This is a genomic window from Pseudomonas sp. MDT2-39-1 (assembly GCF_054898085.1).
This window is the reverse complement of sequence record NZ_CM142716.1, coordinates 1,977,372-1,992,182: the sequence shown is the minus strand read 5'-3', so window position 1 is coordinate 1,992,182 and position 14,811 is coordinate 1,977,372. Positions and strand designations below refer to the sequence as shown.

General features: G+C 60.5%; 15 protein-coding genes. 5 read left to right on the top strand and 10 right to left on the bottom strand.

Annotated features, from left to right (window positions below):
• Positions 1-22: 22 nt before the first annotated feature.
• Entirely contained in the window at positions 23-1,198 is a 1,176-nt protein-coding gene (locus tag ACYZTM_RS09605; RefSeq protein ID WP_461988359.1) for an acetylornithine/succinylornithine family transaminase, read from the top strand.
• A gap of 146 nt (positions 1,199-1,344) precedes the next feature.
• Here ACYZTM_RS09605 and ACYZTM_RS09600 read toward each other — a convergent pair whose 3' ends face one another.
• The 5 genes from ACYZTM_RS09600 to ACYZTM_RS09580 form a co-directional block, all read right to left on the bottom strand.
• A complete protein-coding gene (locus ACYZTM_RS09600; RefSeq protein WP_131059405.1) occupies positions 1,345-1,779 on the bottom strand; it encodes a bleomycin resistance protein in 435 nt (144 codons plus the stop codon).
• An 11-nt stretch (positions 1,780-1,790) separates the two neighbouring features.
• Entirely contained in the window at positions 1,791-2,300 is a 510-nt protein-coding gene (locus ACYZTM_RS09595) for a P-loop NTPase family protein (RefSeq protein ID WP_131059404.1), read from the bottom strand.
• A gap of 14 nt (positions 2,301-2,314) precedes the next feature.
• A complete protein-coding gene (locus tag ACYZTM_RS09590; RefSeq protein ID WP_461988357.1) occupies positions 2,315-4,237 on the bottom strand; it encodes an alkaline phosphatase D family protein in 1,923 nt (640 codons plus the stop codon).
• Positions 4,238-4,385: 148 nt separating this feature from the next.
• On the bottom strand, positions 4,386-4,649 hold the full coding sequence (locus ACYZTM_RS09585; protein WP_131059403.1) for a hypothetical protein: 264 nt from the start codon (positions 4,647-4,649) through the stop codon (positions 4,386-4,388).
• The gene (locus tag ACYZTM_RS09580) at positions 4,639-5,430 is read right to left on the bottom strand and encodes an MlaA family lipoprotein (RefSeq protein WP_461988354.1); all 792 of its coding nucleotides are present in this window, start codon (positions 5,428-5,430) and stop codon (positions 4,639-4,641) included. Before ACYZTM_RS09580 ends, ACYZTM_RS09585 begins: the two co-directional genes overlap by 11 nt.
• Before the next feature lie 168 nt (positions 5,431-5,598).
• On the opposite strand from ACYZTM_RS09580, the gene ACYZTM_RS09575 reads away from it, so the two are divergent.
• From ACYZTM_RS09575 to ACYZTM_RS09565, 3 genes are read left to right on the top strand one after another with little or no spacing between them, the layout of a single operon-like run.
• Positions 5,599-6,309, top strand: a complete 711-nt coding sequence (locus ACYZTM_RS09575; protein WP_131059401.1) for a response regulator — start codon at positions 5,599-5,601, stop codon at positions 6,307-6,309.
• Complete coding sequence (locus tag ACYZTM_RS09570) at positions 6,306-7,646, top strand: sensor histidine kinase (protein ID WP_461988352.1); 1,341 nt, start codon at positions 6,306-6,308, stop codon at positions 7,644-7,646. The genes ACYZTM_RS09575 and ACYZTM_RS09570 overlap by 4 nt, the downstream gene beginning before the upstream one ends.
• A gap of 28 nt (positions 7,647-7,674) precedes the next feature.
• Positions 7,675-8,043 carry a PH domain-containing protein gene (locus ACYZTM_RS09565; protein WP_131059399.1) on the top strand — a complete coding sequence of 123 codons (369 nt, stop codon included), beginning with the start codon at positions 7,675-7,677 and terminating at the stop codon, positions 8,041-8,043.
• A gap of 132 nt (positions 8,044-8,175) precedes the next feature.
• Here the strand turns inward: ACYZTM_RS09565 and ACYZTM_RS09560 are convergent, their stop codons facing one another.
• The 5 genes from ACYZTM_RS09560 to ACYZTM_RS09540 all read right to left on the bottom strand — a co-directional run bounded on the left by ACYZTM_RS09560 (position 8,176) and on the right by ACYZTM_RS09540 (position 14,259).
• Positions 8,176-8,397, bottom strand: a complete 222-nt coding sequence (locus ACYZTM_RS09560; RefSeq protein WP_131059398.1) for a formate dehydrogenase subunit delta — start codon at positions 8,395-8,397, stop codon at positions 8,176-8,178.
• Positions 8,394-11,276: a formate dehydrogenase subunit alpha gene (gene fdhF, locus ACYZTM_RS09555; RefSeq protein ID WP_461988349.1), complete on the bottom strand. Its 2,883-nt coding sequence runs from the start codon at positions 11,274-11,276 to the stop codon at positions 8,394-8,396. The genes ACYZTM_RS09560 and fdhF overlap by 4 nt, the downstream gene beginning before the upstream one ends.
• Positions 11,273-12,832 carry a formate dehydrogenase beta subunit gene (locus ACYZTM_RS09550; RefSeq protein WP_461988347.1) on the bottom strand — a complete coding sequence of 520 codons (1,560 nt, stop codon included), beginning with the start codon at positions 12,830-12,832 and terminating at the stop codon, positions 11,273-11,275. Before ACYZTM_RS09550 ends, fdhF begins: the two co-directional genes overlap by 4 nt.
• On the bottom strand, positions 12,832-13,308 hold the full coding sequence (locus ACYZTM_RS09545) for a formate dehydrogenase subunit gamma (protein WP_461988345.1): 477 nt from the start codon (positions 13,306-13,308) through the stop codon (positions 12,832-12,834). Before ACYZTM_RS09545 ends, ACYZTM_RS09550 begins: the two co-directional genes overlap by 1 nt.
• A gap of 639 nt (positions 13,309-13,947) precedes the next feature.
• On the bottom strand, positions 13,948-14,259 hold the full coding sequence (locus tag ACYZTM_RS09540; protein ID WP_131059395.1) for a DUF3077 domain-containing protein: 312 nt from the start codon (positions 14,257-14,259) through the stop codon (positions 13,948-13,950).
• Positions 14,260-14,419: 160 nt separating this feature from the next.
• Between ACYZTM_RS09540 and ACYZTM_RS09535 the strand changes: the two genes are divergently transcribed.
• The gene (locus ACYZTM_RS09535) at positions 14,420-14,746 is read left to right on the top strand and encodes a hypothetical protein (protein WP_461988342.1); all 327 of its coding nucleotides are present in this window, start codon (positions 14,420-14,422) and stop codon (positions 14,744-14,746) included.
• Positions 14,747-14,811: the final 65 nt, after the last annotated feature.

The following is a 14,811-nucleotide window of genomic DNA, read 5'->3' as shown; positions in this document are numbered from 1 at the left end:
ACAATTGATGGAGCTTGATGTCATGACCGCCGCCTGCCTGATGACCACTTACCAACCTCTGGCCCTGAGTTTCAGCAAAGGCCTGGGCACTCGACTTTGGGATCAGGCGGGTCGTGAGTATCTGGATGCGGTGGCGGGCGTGGCGGTGACCAATGTTGGCCACTCTCACCCCAAAATTGTGTCGGCGATCAGCGAGCAGGCCGGACTGCTGCTGCACACCTCCAATCTCTACAGCATCGACTGGCAGCAACGGTTGGCGAAGAAACTGACGAAGTTGGCGGGCATGGAGCGGGCGTTCTTCAACAACTCCGGTGCCGAAGCTAATGAAACCGCACTGAAACTCGCGCGGCTTTACGGCTGGCACAAAGGCGTCGAACGGCCGCTGGTGGTGGTCATGGAAAACGCCTTCCACGGCCGGACATTGGGCACTCTTTCCGCCAGCGACGGCCCGGCCGTGCGTTTGGGATTCAATGAGTTGCCCGGCGACTTCGTTAAAGTGCCCTTCGGCGACCTCCATGCGCTGGAAAAGGTGCAGCAGGTTCATGGCCCGCGCATCGTGGCGATTCTGATGGAACCGATTCAGGGCGAAAGCGGTGTCCAGTTGGCGCCTGCCGGTTACCTGAAAGCCGTACGCGACCTGTGCAACCGGCGCGCCTGGCTGATGATGCTCGACGAAATCCAGACCGGCATCGGTCGAACCGGCCGGTGGTTCGCTTTCCAGCATGAAGGCATCGTCCCGGACGTCATGACCCTGGCCAAAGGCCTCGGCAACGGCATTCCCATCGGCGCCTGCCTGGCCCGGGGCAAAGCCGCCGATCTGTTCACCCCCGGCAGCCACGGCAGCACCTTCGGCGGCAACCCGCTGGCGTGCCGTATCGGCTGCACAGTGCTGGACATCATCGAAGAACAGGGCCTGCTGGAAAACGCCAGACTGCAGGGCGAACGTCTGCTGGCCAGACTGCGTGCCGAACTGGCAGACGACTCGAACGTCCTGGCGATTCGTGGCCAAGGGTTGATGATCGGCATCGAACTCAAGCAGCCGATCCGCGACCTGACCCTGATCGCCGCACGGGATCACGGCTTGCTGATCAATGTGACGCGGGGCAAAACCATTCGCCTCCTGCCACCGCTGACGATTGATGAGCGGGAAGTGGAGATGATTGTCAGAGGGGTTTGTCGGGCTCTAACCACCGCCTAGGAGAGTTATCGTTCCCACGCTCTGCGTGGGAATGCCTCAATGGACGCTCTGCGTCCGCTTTTGGGACGCGGAGCGTCCGGGGCTGCACTCCCACGCAGAGCGTGGGAACGATCATGCGTCGCGCTACAGATTTGTGCGTGGTGACCTCAACGGCCTGACAAAAACGCCCGCTCCCCCAAACTTTCCACCAGCCGAAGCAGATACCCATCCGGATCCTGCACCAAAAACTCACGTTGCCCGACTTCCACCGCATCGGCGCGATACCAGACCTCGGCGCAGGGACGGAACAAGGGCCATTCAACTTCTGCCAATCGCTTGAGTATCGGTTCGACGAGATCAACAGTGATCTGAAAGTTAATGCCCCGGCCAAACGGCGCTTCCAATGCACCTGTCATCCACTGGCCTTCGTTCGGTGCGTATTGCTCCAGCATGATTTGCACGCCGTTTTTATCGAGGTAGGCGAAACCCGCTTCTGGACGCTCGTAGGCGATCTTGAAACCGACTAATGAAGTCCAGAAATACAGGCTTCTCTTGATGTCGGTGACCATCAGTTCGGGCACCAACTTGCTCCGTGCAAACATACAAATCCTTGTTAAACGCTGTGAGATGAGTCGGAAAGGGGGTTCACGAAGGCCGTGATTTCACTTCGATCCATGAGTTTGATCTTTGAACCGCTGAATCCTTCGAACAGTTGTCGGTGTGCGGAAAACCCACTGGAGTCTTCGCGAGCACGATAACTGCCAGCCCATTCCAGCAACGCTATCAGCAACCCGTCGTTGTCTGGTCTGTTTTCTCGCTGGCGAATATTGGCGACGCAGTTTTCGTCGTCAACACACAGCCAGACAAGCGCTGTTGCGCGGTGGATAACTTCGCTGACGATCCAGCCGTAAACACCCTCGATCACCCAGCACTCTTCATCGGCCAGCACTCGCGCCATGCCCAGTGCTTCGGGGCGAGGGCGGGCGATGCTGCATTCATCTGACGTCCAGTGAACCCGATCGAGATCGGTCCACGGCACGTGTAGTCGTTCGGCCAAGCGTTTAGCCAGCCAACTTTTGCCTGCGCCAGAGTTGCCGATGATCAGGGTTCGGGTGAGGTTCATGGTGGCTCACACATTCAGTCGTCATTGTCAGGCGCGATCATCCGCGTCTTCGGCGCACCGTTTGAGTTGTGCTGATAAATTTCCTGGGGTTGTCCTTTCTCATTGAAGAACACTTGGCCGATTCCCGCCGAATTCCACAGCCGCTCACCCGCTTCAGCATGTTCAGGGATGTGCGGGATGATGCGCATGCGTCGGCGTTTGGTCAGCCAGTTCAGGGGCGAGCGCGGTGAGTAGAGCCAGCGGTTGAGGCGGTCGAACCATTCGAGCAGCGCGGGCGGGAATTCGTTTTTGATGCCGCTGCTGGTGATCTGCCAGATTCGCGGGCCGGCCTTGCGGTGTCGGATCAGGACTTCGTAGACGAAGGAATAATGCACATCACCCGACAGCACCACGTAGTTACCGGGTGTCCGCGAGTGTCGGAAAATGTTCAGGATGACCTGGGCCGCGCCGCGATGGGCCATCCAGTTTTCCGCGTCGACCAGCAGCGGATAACCGCACCAGCTGAACACTTTTTGTACGGTTTCGATCAGTTTGACGCCGAAGATCGGCGCGGGCGAAACGATGATTGCCGACGGATGATCCAGCAGTTCCTGTTGCAGTTCGCTGAGCGCTTCCCAGTCCAGCAGACCAGAGGGTTGCTTGAGGTTCATCTCGCTGCGCCAGCGTCGGGTGCGGGTGTCGATGACGACCAGCGCCGGGGTGGTGGGCAACACGTAATGCCAGTGTTGAAAACGCAGCAGTTCATCGATCAGGTCGTCCTGGACGTCGCAGTCGAGATAATGGTCGTGCCCGGTGGCACTCAACAAACGGGTTTTTTCCAGGACGCCGCCGAACGCATCCGGGTTGTTGCCCCAGCCCTGGCACAGCATGTAGGCGAGCAGCGCGTTGCCGATGATGCGCTTGGAGAACGGATGGCCGTAGGCCGTTTCCTCCCATTGCGCGGAAAGATTCCAGTCATCGGTGATGTCATGGTCGTCGAAAATCATCAGGCACGGCAGATGCGCCATCGCCCGCCCGACACCGCCAAGACCTGCCTTGAAGTCATCGATGCGCGTTTGTTCGAGGGCATAACGTTTGCGTCTTTCGGGCGTCAGCGCGGGTGGTTGTGGCGCGATCAGCGTCCAGGGTGTCGGCGACCAGACCAGCAGGTACATGGCCATGACTTCGGCGAACGTCACCAGATGGTTGTCGGCACTGCTGCTGGTGAAAATCGGCTTACGCGCCCCGCCGAAAAATCGCTCGCGCAAGGTTCTGTTGCTCTCAAGCGCCGGCAACAAATCCGCACGATGGTAGTAACTGGCGGGGTGCTCGTAGAGTTTGGCGCTGTCGCTGACCACCGCACCGTCGAGGTGTTCTTCGAACAGTCCCAGTTGCTCGATCAGGGCATGAATCGCCCGCAACATCGGGCCGGCGACATCATCGGCGTACACCTGGTCGCCGCTCATCATCAGCAGGGCCGGGCGCTCTGTCGCGGCATGCTCCGTCGCTAAAAAGCGATCGACGCAGAGCAAACCGTCGGCTGCCGGATGATGCGGTTTACGGCAGGAACCGTGCAGCAACTGATCGATGCGCGAACGCAAAACAAAGTTCGGGCAACGGGCTTCGCCGTACAGCAGATGAGGCGCCCAGTCGGCGATGCCTTCCATCGCGTCATCAATCAGCAGGTCATAGTCGATCAGGGTGTCGCAGGGCAGGGCGGTCGTCAGCGGCACATCGATCAGATGAACGAAGGCATGATGGCCAACCGGGATGACCGTGCATTGCCCGGCATCGAGGCGAATGTCGCCGACACCTTGCAGGCGCAATGTCAGCGACAAGGCCCGGGTTCCCACCAGCCAGAGCACCAGGCGCGTGGGCTCCAGACGCCGCAACAGCGGGCCGGCGAGGACCGGTGGCAGAGAGCGATGGCCGTCGGGGAATGGCGAAGACATGGGCATGCAGGTTCAAGACTCTTGGTGCACAGAGCGCGCGATGATAGCGCAGCCAGCGCCCAGGTTTATCTGATGGCCACTGGCTTGCTGCTGAATCTGTAACAAGCGATGATCGATTCGGCATCACCCACACCCATCAAGGCTCGAAGGTACATCAAGGCAGTGAAAGGCTGTCCGCTGTCATGACACTGGTTTCCCCATTGGCCACGAGCCAGCGAAACAACTCGCTCACCGACACCGTATGACTGCGCTCGATCCAGCGCACCACCGCCGGGCCGTAGTGTTCGGCGTAGCGGCTGAGCACCAGTTGGCGACAGTCCGGTGACAGGCGCAGGGTGATTTCCCGGCAGTGCAGATTGGCTGCGTCGTGTTGGGTCACCCGTTGTTGCAGAGTCAAACTATTGCCTTCAGAAACCATCGGCCGGTGCTCCTTCGCATAGAGGTTTGGTTGTTTGCGCTGAGCCTTGCTTGCCATCCGCCACGTAAGCAGCACGATGCTCGGCGACTACGTTGCGCAAGGCGCTGTAGTAATCCGGCAGTTTTTGCAGGCTGTCGGTCAGCGGTAACGCTTCTGCTCGACCATCGACGATGCCGCCGACCGTGTTGATGTTGGACAGCGTGTCCACGGTATCGCTGTTGCTGCCGAGCGGGTCGACCACAAAACTCAGCACTCGCCCGGCGGCGTCGCGGCTGTTTGAAGTGCCGAACACTGGCAGCTCGACGATCGGACCGTTGCCAATACCCCACACGCCAAACGTCTGGCCAAAGTCCGCGTCGTGACGCGGGATGCCGGCCATGCCGGAAACGTCGATCAAGCCCACCACGCCGACCGTGGTGTTCAACGCGAAACGCCCAAAGGTGTTGACCGAACGCATCGGGTTGCCTTGCAGCAGGTCATTGATAAAGACCTTCGGCTCGCCAAAGTTCGCCACAAAGTTATGCACACCCGTCTGGAAAAAGTCCGGCAAGTAACGATAGCCACGAGCGACCGGCGCCAGAGCGTAGTCGTCGACCACTCGATTGAACGCGAAGATGCCGCGGTTGAACGGTTCCACCGGGTCGTACACCGAATAGCTGATTTCGGCGCAGGTCACGGTGGCGGACGAAGGCGGTTGGCTGCTGCAACCGGCCAGCCCTGCGGCGAACATGGCGATCGAAGTGTTGCGGGCCAGCCAGGGAACACATTTGAAAGGCAACATGGACGCGAGTCTCGGGGAGGAATTCGCCGAGATGCTGAACCCCGAGCCTTGCGCAAAGATGTCTGGTTTATTGCGGCGCTGACGTTTTATTGCAGGATTGAAATATATGACGCGCTGCTGTGAATGGTTTTAGATGGCGGTTCCATTCGCTCCCTCAAGTGACCTTCGGTGAACAGCCTTTTAATTGTGGACGACGACCTTGAAGTCCTCGATCTGCTAAAAAAATTCTTCGTGCAGCACGGCTACAGCGTCGAAGTCGCCACCGACGGCGCGTCGCTGTGGGCGGCCATCGAGCGACAGCCGCCAGACCTGATCATTCTCGACGTGATGTTGCCCGGGGACAGCGGGCTGATCCTGTGTCAGCAACTGCGGATTCGCTACGCCATGCCTGTGATCATGCTGACCGCCATGGGCGAACTCAGTGATCGGGTCGTCGGGCTCGAGCTGGGCGCCGATGATTACCTGACCAAACCCTTCGACGCCCGTGAGCTGCTGGCCCGAGTGCGCGCCGTGTTGCGCCGCGTGGACGAGCGCCGCCCGGTCGTGCAGGAGCGCCCACGGCCGCTGATCGACTTCGCCGACTGGCATCTGGACGTCACGCGCCGTGAACTGCGCTCCCCAGACAACGTGATGATCCCGCTCTCGGCCGGCGAGTTCGACTTGCTGCTGGTCTTCGTCGAACACCCCCAGCGCATCCTCACCCGCGAGCGGTTGCTGGACCTGGCGCGCGGGCATTGCCATGACGCGTTCGATCGCAGCATCGATGTGCAAGTCAGCCGCCTGCGGCGCAAACTCGAATCCGACAGCAAACGTCCGGCGATGATTCGCACCGTGCGTAATGGCGGCTACCTGTTCACCCCCAGCGTGACCCGACGATGAGCTGGCTGAAGCAGATTCGCCGGGACACGGTGGCGCGCTGGATCGCTTTGACGATCATTCTGGCGATGCTCATTTCACTGGCGCTCAACGGGCTGTTTATCCAACTGGCCGGCGTGTGGGCGCGCCCGCCGCTGACCGAAACCGGGTTGCTGGAAAAAATGGCCGCCATCACCCGTATCATCCAGGCCGCCCCGGCACCACTGCGCAGCCAGCTGGCGCAATCCGTCAGCGATGACGGCTTCACCGTCAGTTGGCACCTTGATCGGCGCGAGCTCAATCTGCCGACGGTGGAGGATCTGGATTCGGAAGTCGGCTCGACCGTCCTGCAACCGTTGCTTAAATTCGCCGGTCGTATCCAGGTCTATGAGCCGGCCGACTGGACGGAAAACTCGGCGGACGGGCATTACGCGCTGCTGATCGAGTTGCCGGACGCCTCCTGGCTGTTGTTCGCCGCACACTCGCGCAATTGGGGCCTCGACGATACGCCACGCTACCTGATCGTCATCTTGTTGGTACTCATCTCTACCACCCTCGTCACACTGATCGCCACCCGCCGCCTCGCCACACCTTTGCAACACTTCGCCGACGGCGCCCGGCGTTTCGGCGTGGACTTCCGCGCGCCGCCCATCGAACCCCTCGGCCCCCAAGAAATTCGTCAGGCGATCCTCGCGTTCAACGCCATGCAGGCCCAACTGCAACACTTCATCCGCGACCGTACCCAAATGCTCGCCGCCATCTCCCACGACCTGCGAGCACCCCTGACGCGGATGCGTTTGCGCGGGGAATTCATTGAAGACAGCGAGCAACAGCAGCGGCTGTTTCGTGATGTGGATGAAATGCAGGCGATGATCAATTCGGCGCTGGAGTTCTTCCGGGATGATGCCCGGCTTGAGCCGGCGACCCAGTTTGATCTGGCGGAATTGCTGCAAACGTTGCTGGATGATTATCGGGATCAGGGTGTCGACATCGCGTTCAGCGGGCCGCTGCGACTGGTGTATTTCGGGCGACCGTTGGGGCTTAAGCGGGTGATGACCAATCTGCTCGATAACGCGATCAAGTACGCAAGTGAGCCGGCTATTGAACTGATACCTGCTGCCGGGGACGTGCGGATCAAAGTACTGGATCGTGGGCCGGGGATTCCCGAGTCGAGTCATGAACAGGTATTCACGCCGTTCTTTCGCCTGGAAGGATCGCGTAACAAACGTACCGGGGGAGTCGGGTTAGGATTATCGGCGGCGCGGGCTATTGTGTTGGAGCATGGCGGGGAATTGAAACTGCGCAATCGGTCGAAGGGCGGGTTGGAGGCGTTGGTGGTGTTGCCCGTGCATCCGGCTTAGATGTTCATTTGAAAACAGGGAATGGCAGATGATTGATTTCAACAACAAAGGCTTCTTCAAACTCAAGCAGAACGACGAATACGCCGAACGCGTTACTTCGCTGCTATTGGATGGGGAGCAGGTGATCGACTCCTACAAATCCATGCGCGATGGCGTGGTGTTTACCAACAAACGGATCATCGCGGTCAACGTCCAGGGCCTCACCGGCAGCAAGAAAGACTTTACCTCGTTGCCGTATAAAAACATCGTGGCGTATTCGGTGGAAACGTCCGGGACGTTTGACCTGGATTCCGAGTTGGAAATTTATTTTTCGTCGTTGGGGAAGGTGAAGTTCGAGTTCACCGGCAGGACTTCGATGGTGGAGATCTCGAAGCTGATCTCCCAACATCTGCTCTGAACACACACCCCCTGTGGGAGCGGGCTTGCTCGCGAAAGCGGAGTGTCAGTCACTGTAATGTCGCCTGACACTCCGCATTCGCGAGCAAGCCCGCTCCCACAGGTTTTCGGTCAATCTTGAGGTTGTGTGAACCTAAGCCTCCCACCCCGCCCCACTGACCGCCGCCTGCGCCAGCGGATGCAAGTCCGCCCCCTGATGCTCCGTCTGCCAGGCCAGCAACTCCTTGCGCATACCGGGCGTCCAGTACATCTGCAGATGATTACGCACACCAAGCACGGCCTGTTGCTGGTCCGGTTCGGTGGCGAAATACAGGGCGATCTGGTTGACCATCTTGATCAGGTTCTCCGTACTCATCGGCGTACCTCCGCTTTAGCGCCACGGGCCTGACGGCGATCCTTGAGCAGACGGTCCTGCTCGTCGCTGAAGGCCTGGTAGCGTTTTTGCCACTCGGAAGGGTGGTAGACGCGACTGACTTCCACGGCGGTGACCTTGTACTCCGGACAGTTGGTGGCCCAGTCGGAGTTGTCGGTAGTGATGACGTTGGCCCCCGATTCCGGGAAGTGGAACGTGGTGTACACCACGCCCGGGGCGACCCGTTCGGTGACCCGCGCACGCAGTACGGTCTGCCCGGCGCGGCTGCCGATGCCGACCCAATCACCTTCGTTGATGCCACGGCTCTCGGCGTCAGTCGGGTGGATTTCCAGGCGGTCTTCATCGTGCCAGGCGACGTTTTCGGTACGCCGAGTCTGGGCGCCGACGTTGTACTGGCTGAGGATGCGCCCGGTGGTCAGCAGCAGCGGATAACGATTGTTGACCTTTTCCTCGGTGGGCACGTAGCCGGTGAGCATGAAGCGCCCTTTGCCGCGCACAAATTGATCGATGTGCATGGTCGGCGTGCCGTCCGGCGCGGCGGCGTTGCACGGCCATTGCAGGCTGCCGTGGCTGTCCAGTGCGGCGTAGCTGACGTTGGTGAAGGTCGGCGTCAGGCTGGCGATTTCATCCATGATTTGCGATGGATGCGTGTAGTTCATCGGGTAGCCCAGCGCATTGGCCAGGGCCACGGTGCCTTCCCAGTCGGCCTTGCCGCCCAGAGGCTCCATCACCTTGCGCACCCGGGAGATGCGCCGCTCGGCGTTGGTGAAGGTGCCGTCTTTTTCCAGGAACGAACTGCCCGGCAGGAACACGTGGGCGAACCTGGCGGTTTCGTTGAGGAAAATGTCCTGCACCACCACACATTCCATGGCCGACAGGGCTGCGGTGACGTGCTGTGTATTCGGGTCGCTCTGGGCGATGTCTTCGCCCTGGCAATACAAACCCTTGAAGGTGCCGGCCAAGGCCGACTCAAACATATTGGGAATGCGCAGGCCCGGGTCGGGTTGCAAGGTGACGTTCCAAGCCTGTTCGAACTGCGTCCTTACCACCTCGTTGGAGATGTGCCGGTAGCCGGGCAGTTCGTGGGGGAAGGAGCCCATATCGCAGGAGCCCTGCACGTTGTTCTGTCCGCGCAGCGGGTTCACGCCGACGCCTTCGCGACCGATGTTGCCCGTGGCCATGGCGAGGTTGGCGATGCCCATGACCGCGGTGCTGCCCTGGCTGTGCTCGGTGATGCCCAAACCGTAGTAGATCGCCGCATTGCCAGCGCCCGCGTACAGACGGGCGGCGGCACGGATGTCGGCAGCGTCTACGCCGCAAATGTCGCCAAGCACTTCCGGCGCGTTTTCCGCGCGGCTGACGAATTCGCTCCAGCGGGCGAAATCGCTGCCTTCGCAACGTTCGTCGATAAAGGCCTGATCGAGCAGACCTTCGGTCACGATGATATGGGCCAAGGCGTTGAGCATGGCGACGTTGGTGCCCGGGCGCAGGGCCAGGTGCAGTTCGGCGCGGGCATGCACCGAATCCACCAGATCAATGCGCCGTGGGTCGATGACGATCAGCCGCGCGCCTTCACGCAATCGGCGTTTGAGCTGGGAGGCGAACACCGGGTGGGCGTCGCTGGGGTTGGCGCCCATCACCAGGATCACGTCGGCCTGCATCACCGAGTCGAAACTCTGGGTGCCGGCGGACTCGCCCAAGGTTTGTTTCAAGCCATAGCCGGTCGGCGAGTGGCAGACCCGCGCACAGGTGTCGACGTTGTTGTTGCCGAAGGCGGCGCGCACCAGCTTCTGCACCAGATAGGTTTCTTCGTTGGTGCAGCGGCTGGAGGTGATGCCACCAATGGAGTCGCGGCCGTACTTTTGCTGCAACCGGCGGAATTCACTGGCGGCGTAGGTCACCGCTTCGTCCCAGCTGACTTCCTGCCACGGGTCGTTGATGTGGCTGCGGATCATTGGCTTGGTGATGCGATCCGGGTGAGTCGCGTAACCCCAGGCAAAGCGGCCCTTGACGCAGGAGTGGCCGTGGTTGGCCTGACCGTTCTTGTCCGGAACCATGCGCACCAACTTGTCGCCTTTCATCTCGGCGCGGAACGAACAGCCCACGCCGCAATAGGCGCAGGTGGTGATCACGCTGCGTTCCGGCTGACCCAGTTCGACCACGCTTTTTTCCATCAGCGTCGCGGTCGGGCAAGCTTGTACACAGGCGCCGCAAGACACGCATTCCGAGTCGAGGAAATTCTCGCCACCGGCCGCTGCGACCCGGGATTCGAAACCGCGCCCGGTAATGGTCAAGGCAAAGGTGCCTTGGGTTTCTTCGCAGGCGCGCACGCAGCGGTTGCAGACGATGCACTTGCTCGGGTCGTAATCGAAGTAGGGGTTGGACGTGTCCTTCACGTCCGCCAGATGGTTGTCGCCTTCATAGCCATAACGCACTTCCCGCAGGCCGACCTGGCCGGCCACGGTTTGCAGCTCGCAGTTGCCGTTGGCCGAGCAGGTCAGGCAGTCCAGCGGGTGATCGGAGATGTACAACTCCATGACGTTGCGGCGCAGGGTCGCGAGTTTCGGCGTCTGCGTGTGCACGCTCATGCCTTCAGTGACCGGCGTGGTGCAGGACGCCGGATAGCCGCGCATGCCGTCGATCTCCACCAGGCACATGCGGCAGGAGCCGAAGGCTTCCAGGCTGTCGGTGGCACACAGTTTCGGAATGGTGGTGCCCAGCAGCGCGGCGGCGCGCATCACCGAGGTCCCTTCGGGCACGCTGATGCTGCGGCCATCGATGTTCAGCGTGACTTGCACGTCGCTGTCGCAAGCCGGGGTGCCCAGATCGATATCGGTTTTCGGGTCGAAGAGAGTAATCATTGCTCGGCCTCCGAGGCTTGCAGACCGAAGTCGGCGGGGAAGTGCTTGAGGGCGCTGGCGACTGGAAAGGAAACCATGCCGCCCAATGCGCACAGCGAACCGTATTGCAGGGTGTCGCACAGGTCCTTGAGGATGATCACCTGCGCATCGCGACCGCTCTGATCAGGTGCGGCCAGCAGACGGTCGATCACCTCCACGCCCCGGGTCGAGCCGATGCGGCAGGGCGTGCATTTGCCACAGGATTCCTCGGCGCAGAACTGCATGGCGAAACGCGCCATGTGGGCCATGTCCAGGCTGTCGTCCGCCACCACGATACCGCCGTGACCAAGCATCGCGCCGATGGCGGCGAAGGCCTCGTAATCCAGCGGCGTATCAAACTGCGAAGGCGGCACCCAGGCGCCGAGCGGGCCGCCAACCTGCGCGGCCTTCAGCGGACGGCCACTGGCGGTGCCGCCGCCGTAGTCTTCCACCAGTTCCCGCAGGGTCAGGCCAAAAGCCCGTTCCACCAGGCCGCCGTGACGAATATTGCCCGCCAGTTGAAAGGGCATGGTGCCCAGGGAACGGCCCATACCGTAATCGCGATAGAACTGCGCACCCTTAGCCAGAATCAGCGGCACCGAGGCCAGAGTCAGTACGTTGTGCACCAGCGTCGGTAGACCAAACAGGCCCTTCAACGCAGGGATCGGTGGCTTGGCGCGGACGATCCCGCGCTTGCCTTCGAGCGAGTCCAGCAGCGCTGTTTCCTCACCGCAGATATAAGCGCCGGCACCGACCCGCACTTCCATATCAAAAGCCTGACCGCTGCCGCCGACATTGGCGCCGAGGTAACCGGCGGTCCGGGCGATGTCCAGCGCCTGGCGCAGTGTGGCCACGGCGTCTGGATATTCCGAGCGTACATAGATGTAGCCGTAAGTGGCACCGACGGTGATGCCGGCAATGGCCATGCCTTCGATCAGCAGGAACGGGTCGCCTTCCATCAACATGCGATCGGCGAAGGTGCCGGAGTCGCCTTCGTCGGCGTTGCACACAATGTATTTTTGCGCAGCCTGGGTGGCGCGCACCGTGCGCCATTTGATCCCGGCGGGGAAGGCCGCGCCGCCACGTCCTCGCAGGCCTGAATCGAACACCTCAGTCGCAGCCCGTTCACCACCGAGGGTGACGGCTCTTTTCAAACCCTCGAAGCCGCCATGATCCACGTAATCTTCGAGATCCAGCGGCCGGGTAATGCCGGCGCGGGCGAACAGCAGGCGTTGTTGAGTCTTCAGATAGGGCAACTCTTCCACCAGGCCTAGGGCCAGTGGATGTGCGGACGGGTCGACTTGCAAGGCATCGAGCACTGACGGCACATCATCAGCCGTCAGCGGGCCGAAGCCGATTCGGCCTTGCGGGCTGTCCACTTCCAGCAGCGGTTCCAGCCAATACAGGCCGCGAGAGCTGGTGCGTTGCAACTCCAGGGGCACAACGCGTCCCTGGGCGTGGATGATAAAGGCCTCCGCAACCTCTTCGGCACCCACGGCACGGGCCAGCGAATCACGGGACAGATAGAAAGCCGGCATCAAGCGTCCTCCCTGCAAGCATCGAGCAGCGCATCCAGACGCTCAGCACTCAGCCGCGCATGCACCCGGCCATCCAATTCCAGAGCGGGCGAGCAGGCACACGCTCCGAGGCAATACACCGGCCGCAAACTGATGCTGCCATCGGCGCTGCTGCCGTGATCATCCAGTTGCAGACGTTCACGCAACTGCGCCGCAAGCTGCTCGGCACCGCGGCTTTTGCAGGACTCAGCCCGGCACAGACGCAGAATATGCCGGGCCGGCGGCGCGGTACGGAAGTCATGGTAAAAGCTGATCACCCCGCGAATCTCCGCCTGACTCTGATTGAGGGCGTGGGCAATCTCGGGGATGGCCGCATCGGGGATGTAACCGATGCGTTCCTGAATATCATGAAGGATGGGCAACAGTGCGCCCGGAGAGCCCTTGTGGCGCTCCAGCAGGGTGTTGACCACAGGCAGGTGCAAACTCTCATCAGGCATTCAGCAATCCTCACGGTCACGGACAAACCAGATGGTCGTCGGTCGTCCGAAAGTGTCGGCTGCGGCACTCACACCACGTCACGGTATCGTGGCAATTTCAGGCCGGTGGCCAGGGCACCCTGAGCGGGCATCTTGTTGTGCCCGACGCGGTCTTCGCCGCGCCTCTTAAAGGGCATAAAAGGCAGATTGCCACGCTGCCATTGATTTAACTGCACCAAAGCGACGTGTTCAGTTCTGCCTACGACTATCCATTAAGTCTAGATGAGTGGGGCGCGAGGCGTTCACACACTGGCCTAATGCCCGGAGGGCCTGTCGATGGGTGATGTATAGCAAGCATTACAGGTGAGAAACAGCATCAGATCCGTGGGCAATTCAGGGAGCAGATGCGTTGGTCTATCCCGCTGTAAACCAAAAGCCATTCACCCTGGGCTGAATAATAAAAAGCCCCAAAAACCTCGAGGCAAATCCCAAACCCCAATCAGCACACAAAACCCCTGTAGGAGTGAGCCTGCTCGGGATAGCGCCAGCCCAGACAACATCAATCCCAATGCGCCCGGCGCCACCCCAAGCAGCTCACTCCCCCAGAACGTCATACCAGCCACCGACCGGCATCAAAACCATCCCGCGATTGTTCAGCCACTACGATTCAGGCTTCTCCGCCGACCGCTTATCTGTCGATGCAGAACTCCGACCCCGCGTAAGCACCTTCACCGCATCATCAACCACCGCCTTACTCATCGCCGTCAAATAATGCGCGGCCCAGGCGTGGCGGTCGGTGTCTCTAGCGTAGGCAGCATCTTCGTTCAGCTTCTTCGCGAGAAACAGAAAGTCAGAAGCCATGGATAACGCATCGCCGAGGGGAACGCCGCGAGTGACGTGGAACAGGGCTTGGTCCGCGCAGTAGATGGCGGGAGTTAGGCCTATGGTTTTCAGCTCTGATTGATCGGTCATTTGCCACCTCCGATGACGGAGAGGCGATGAGAGAGGGTGGACAGTGGGGCATTACGCAACTGGGAGTCGCGTTGAGGGAAAAGCAAAAATTTGTACGGATTGATGCTGCGCATTATCAGACTCCTTGATATGTGAAGCTGCCGCATTCGTTTCCACACGAATGGGTGACAGCTGTGCGCAGGGTGGAAAACCGGGAATCAAGGAAACCGGCACGCCCGAAGACGTCCCACGCACAGCCGCCATAACTCACGCCGCAGGCATAAAAAAAGCGCCGGCAGACGTGATGGGGGCGCTGTTGCGCCTTGAATTACACGGGTTTCCACACCCGGTCGCTGAATTGGCAGCGACGGTGGGAGGTTATCGTGCAGTTCCTTTTCCTGCAACCTTCGAGAGTGCTGGGGACTATGTGGCCGGTCACCGCGGATACTCGGGTGATGAAGAGATGGCGGGCTGGAAAGAGATGTACTTGCGTCATGAAACGCATTGAAACAGGTCAATACCATCTGTCTACGGGTTACATATTTGCGCTTCGGGTCGTTGCGAATTTACCTC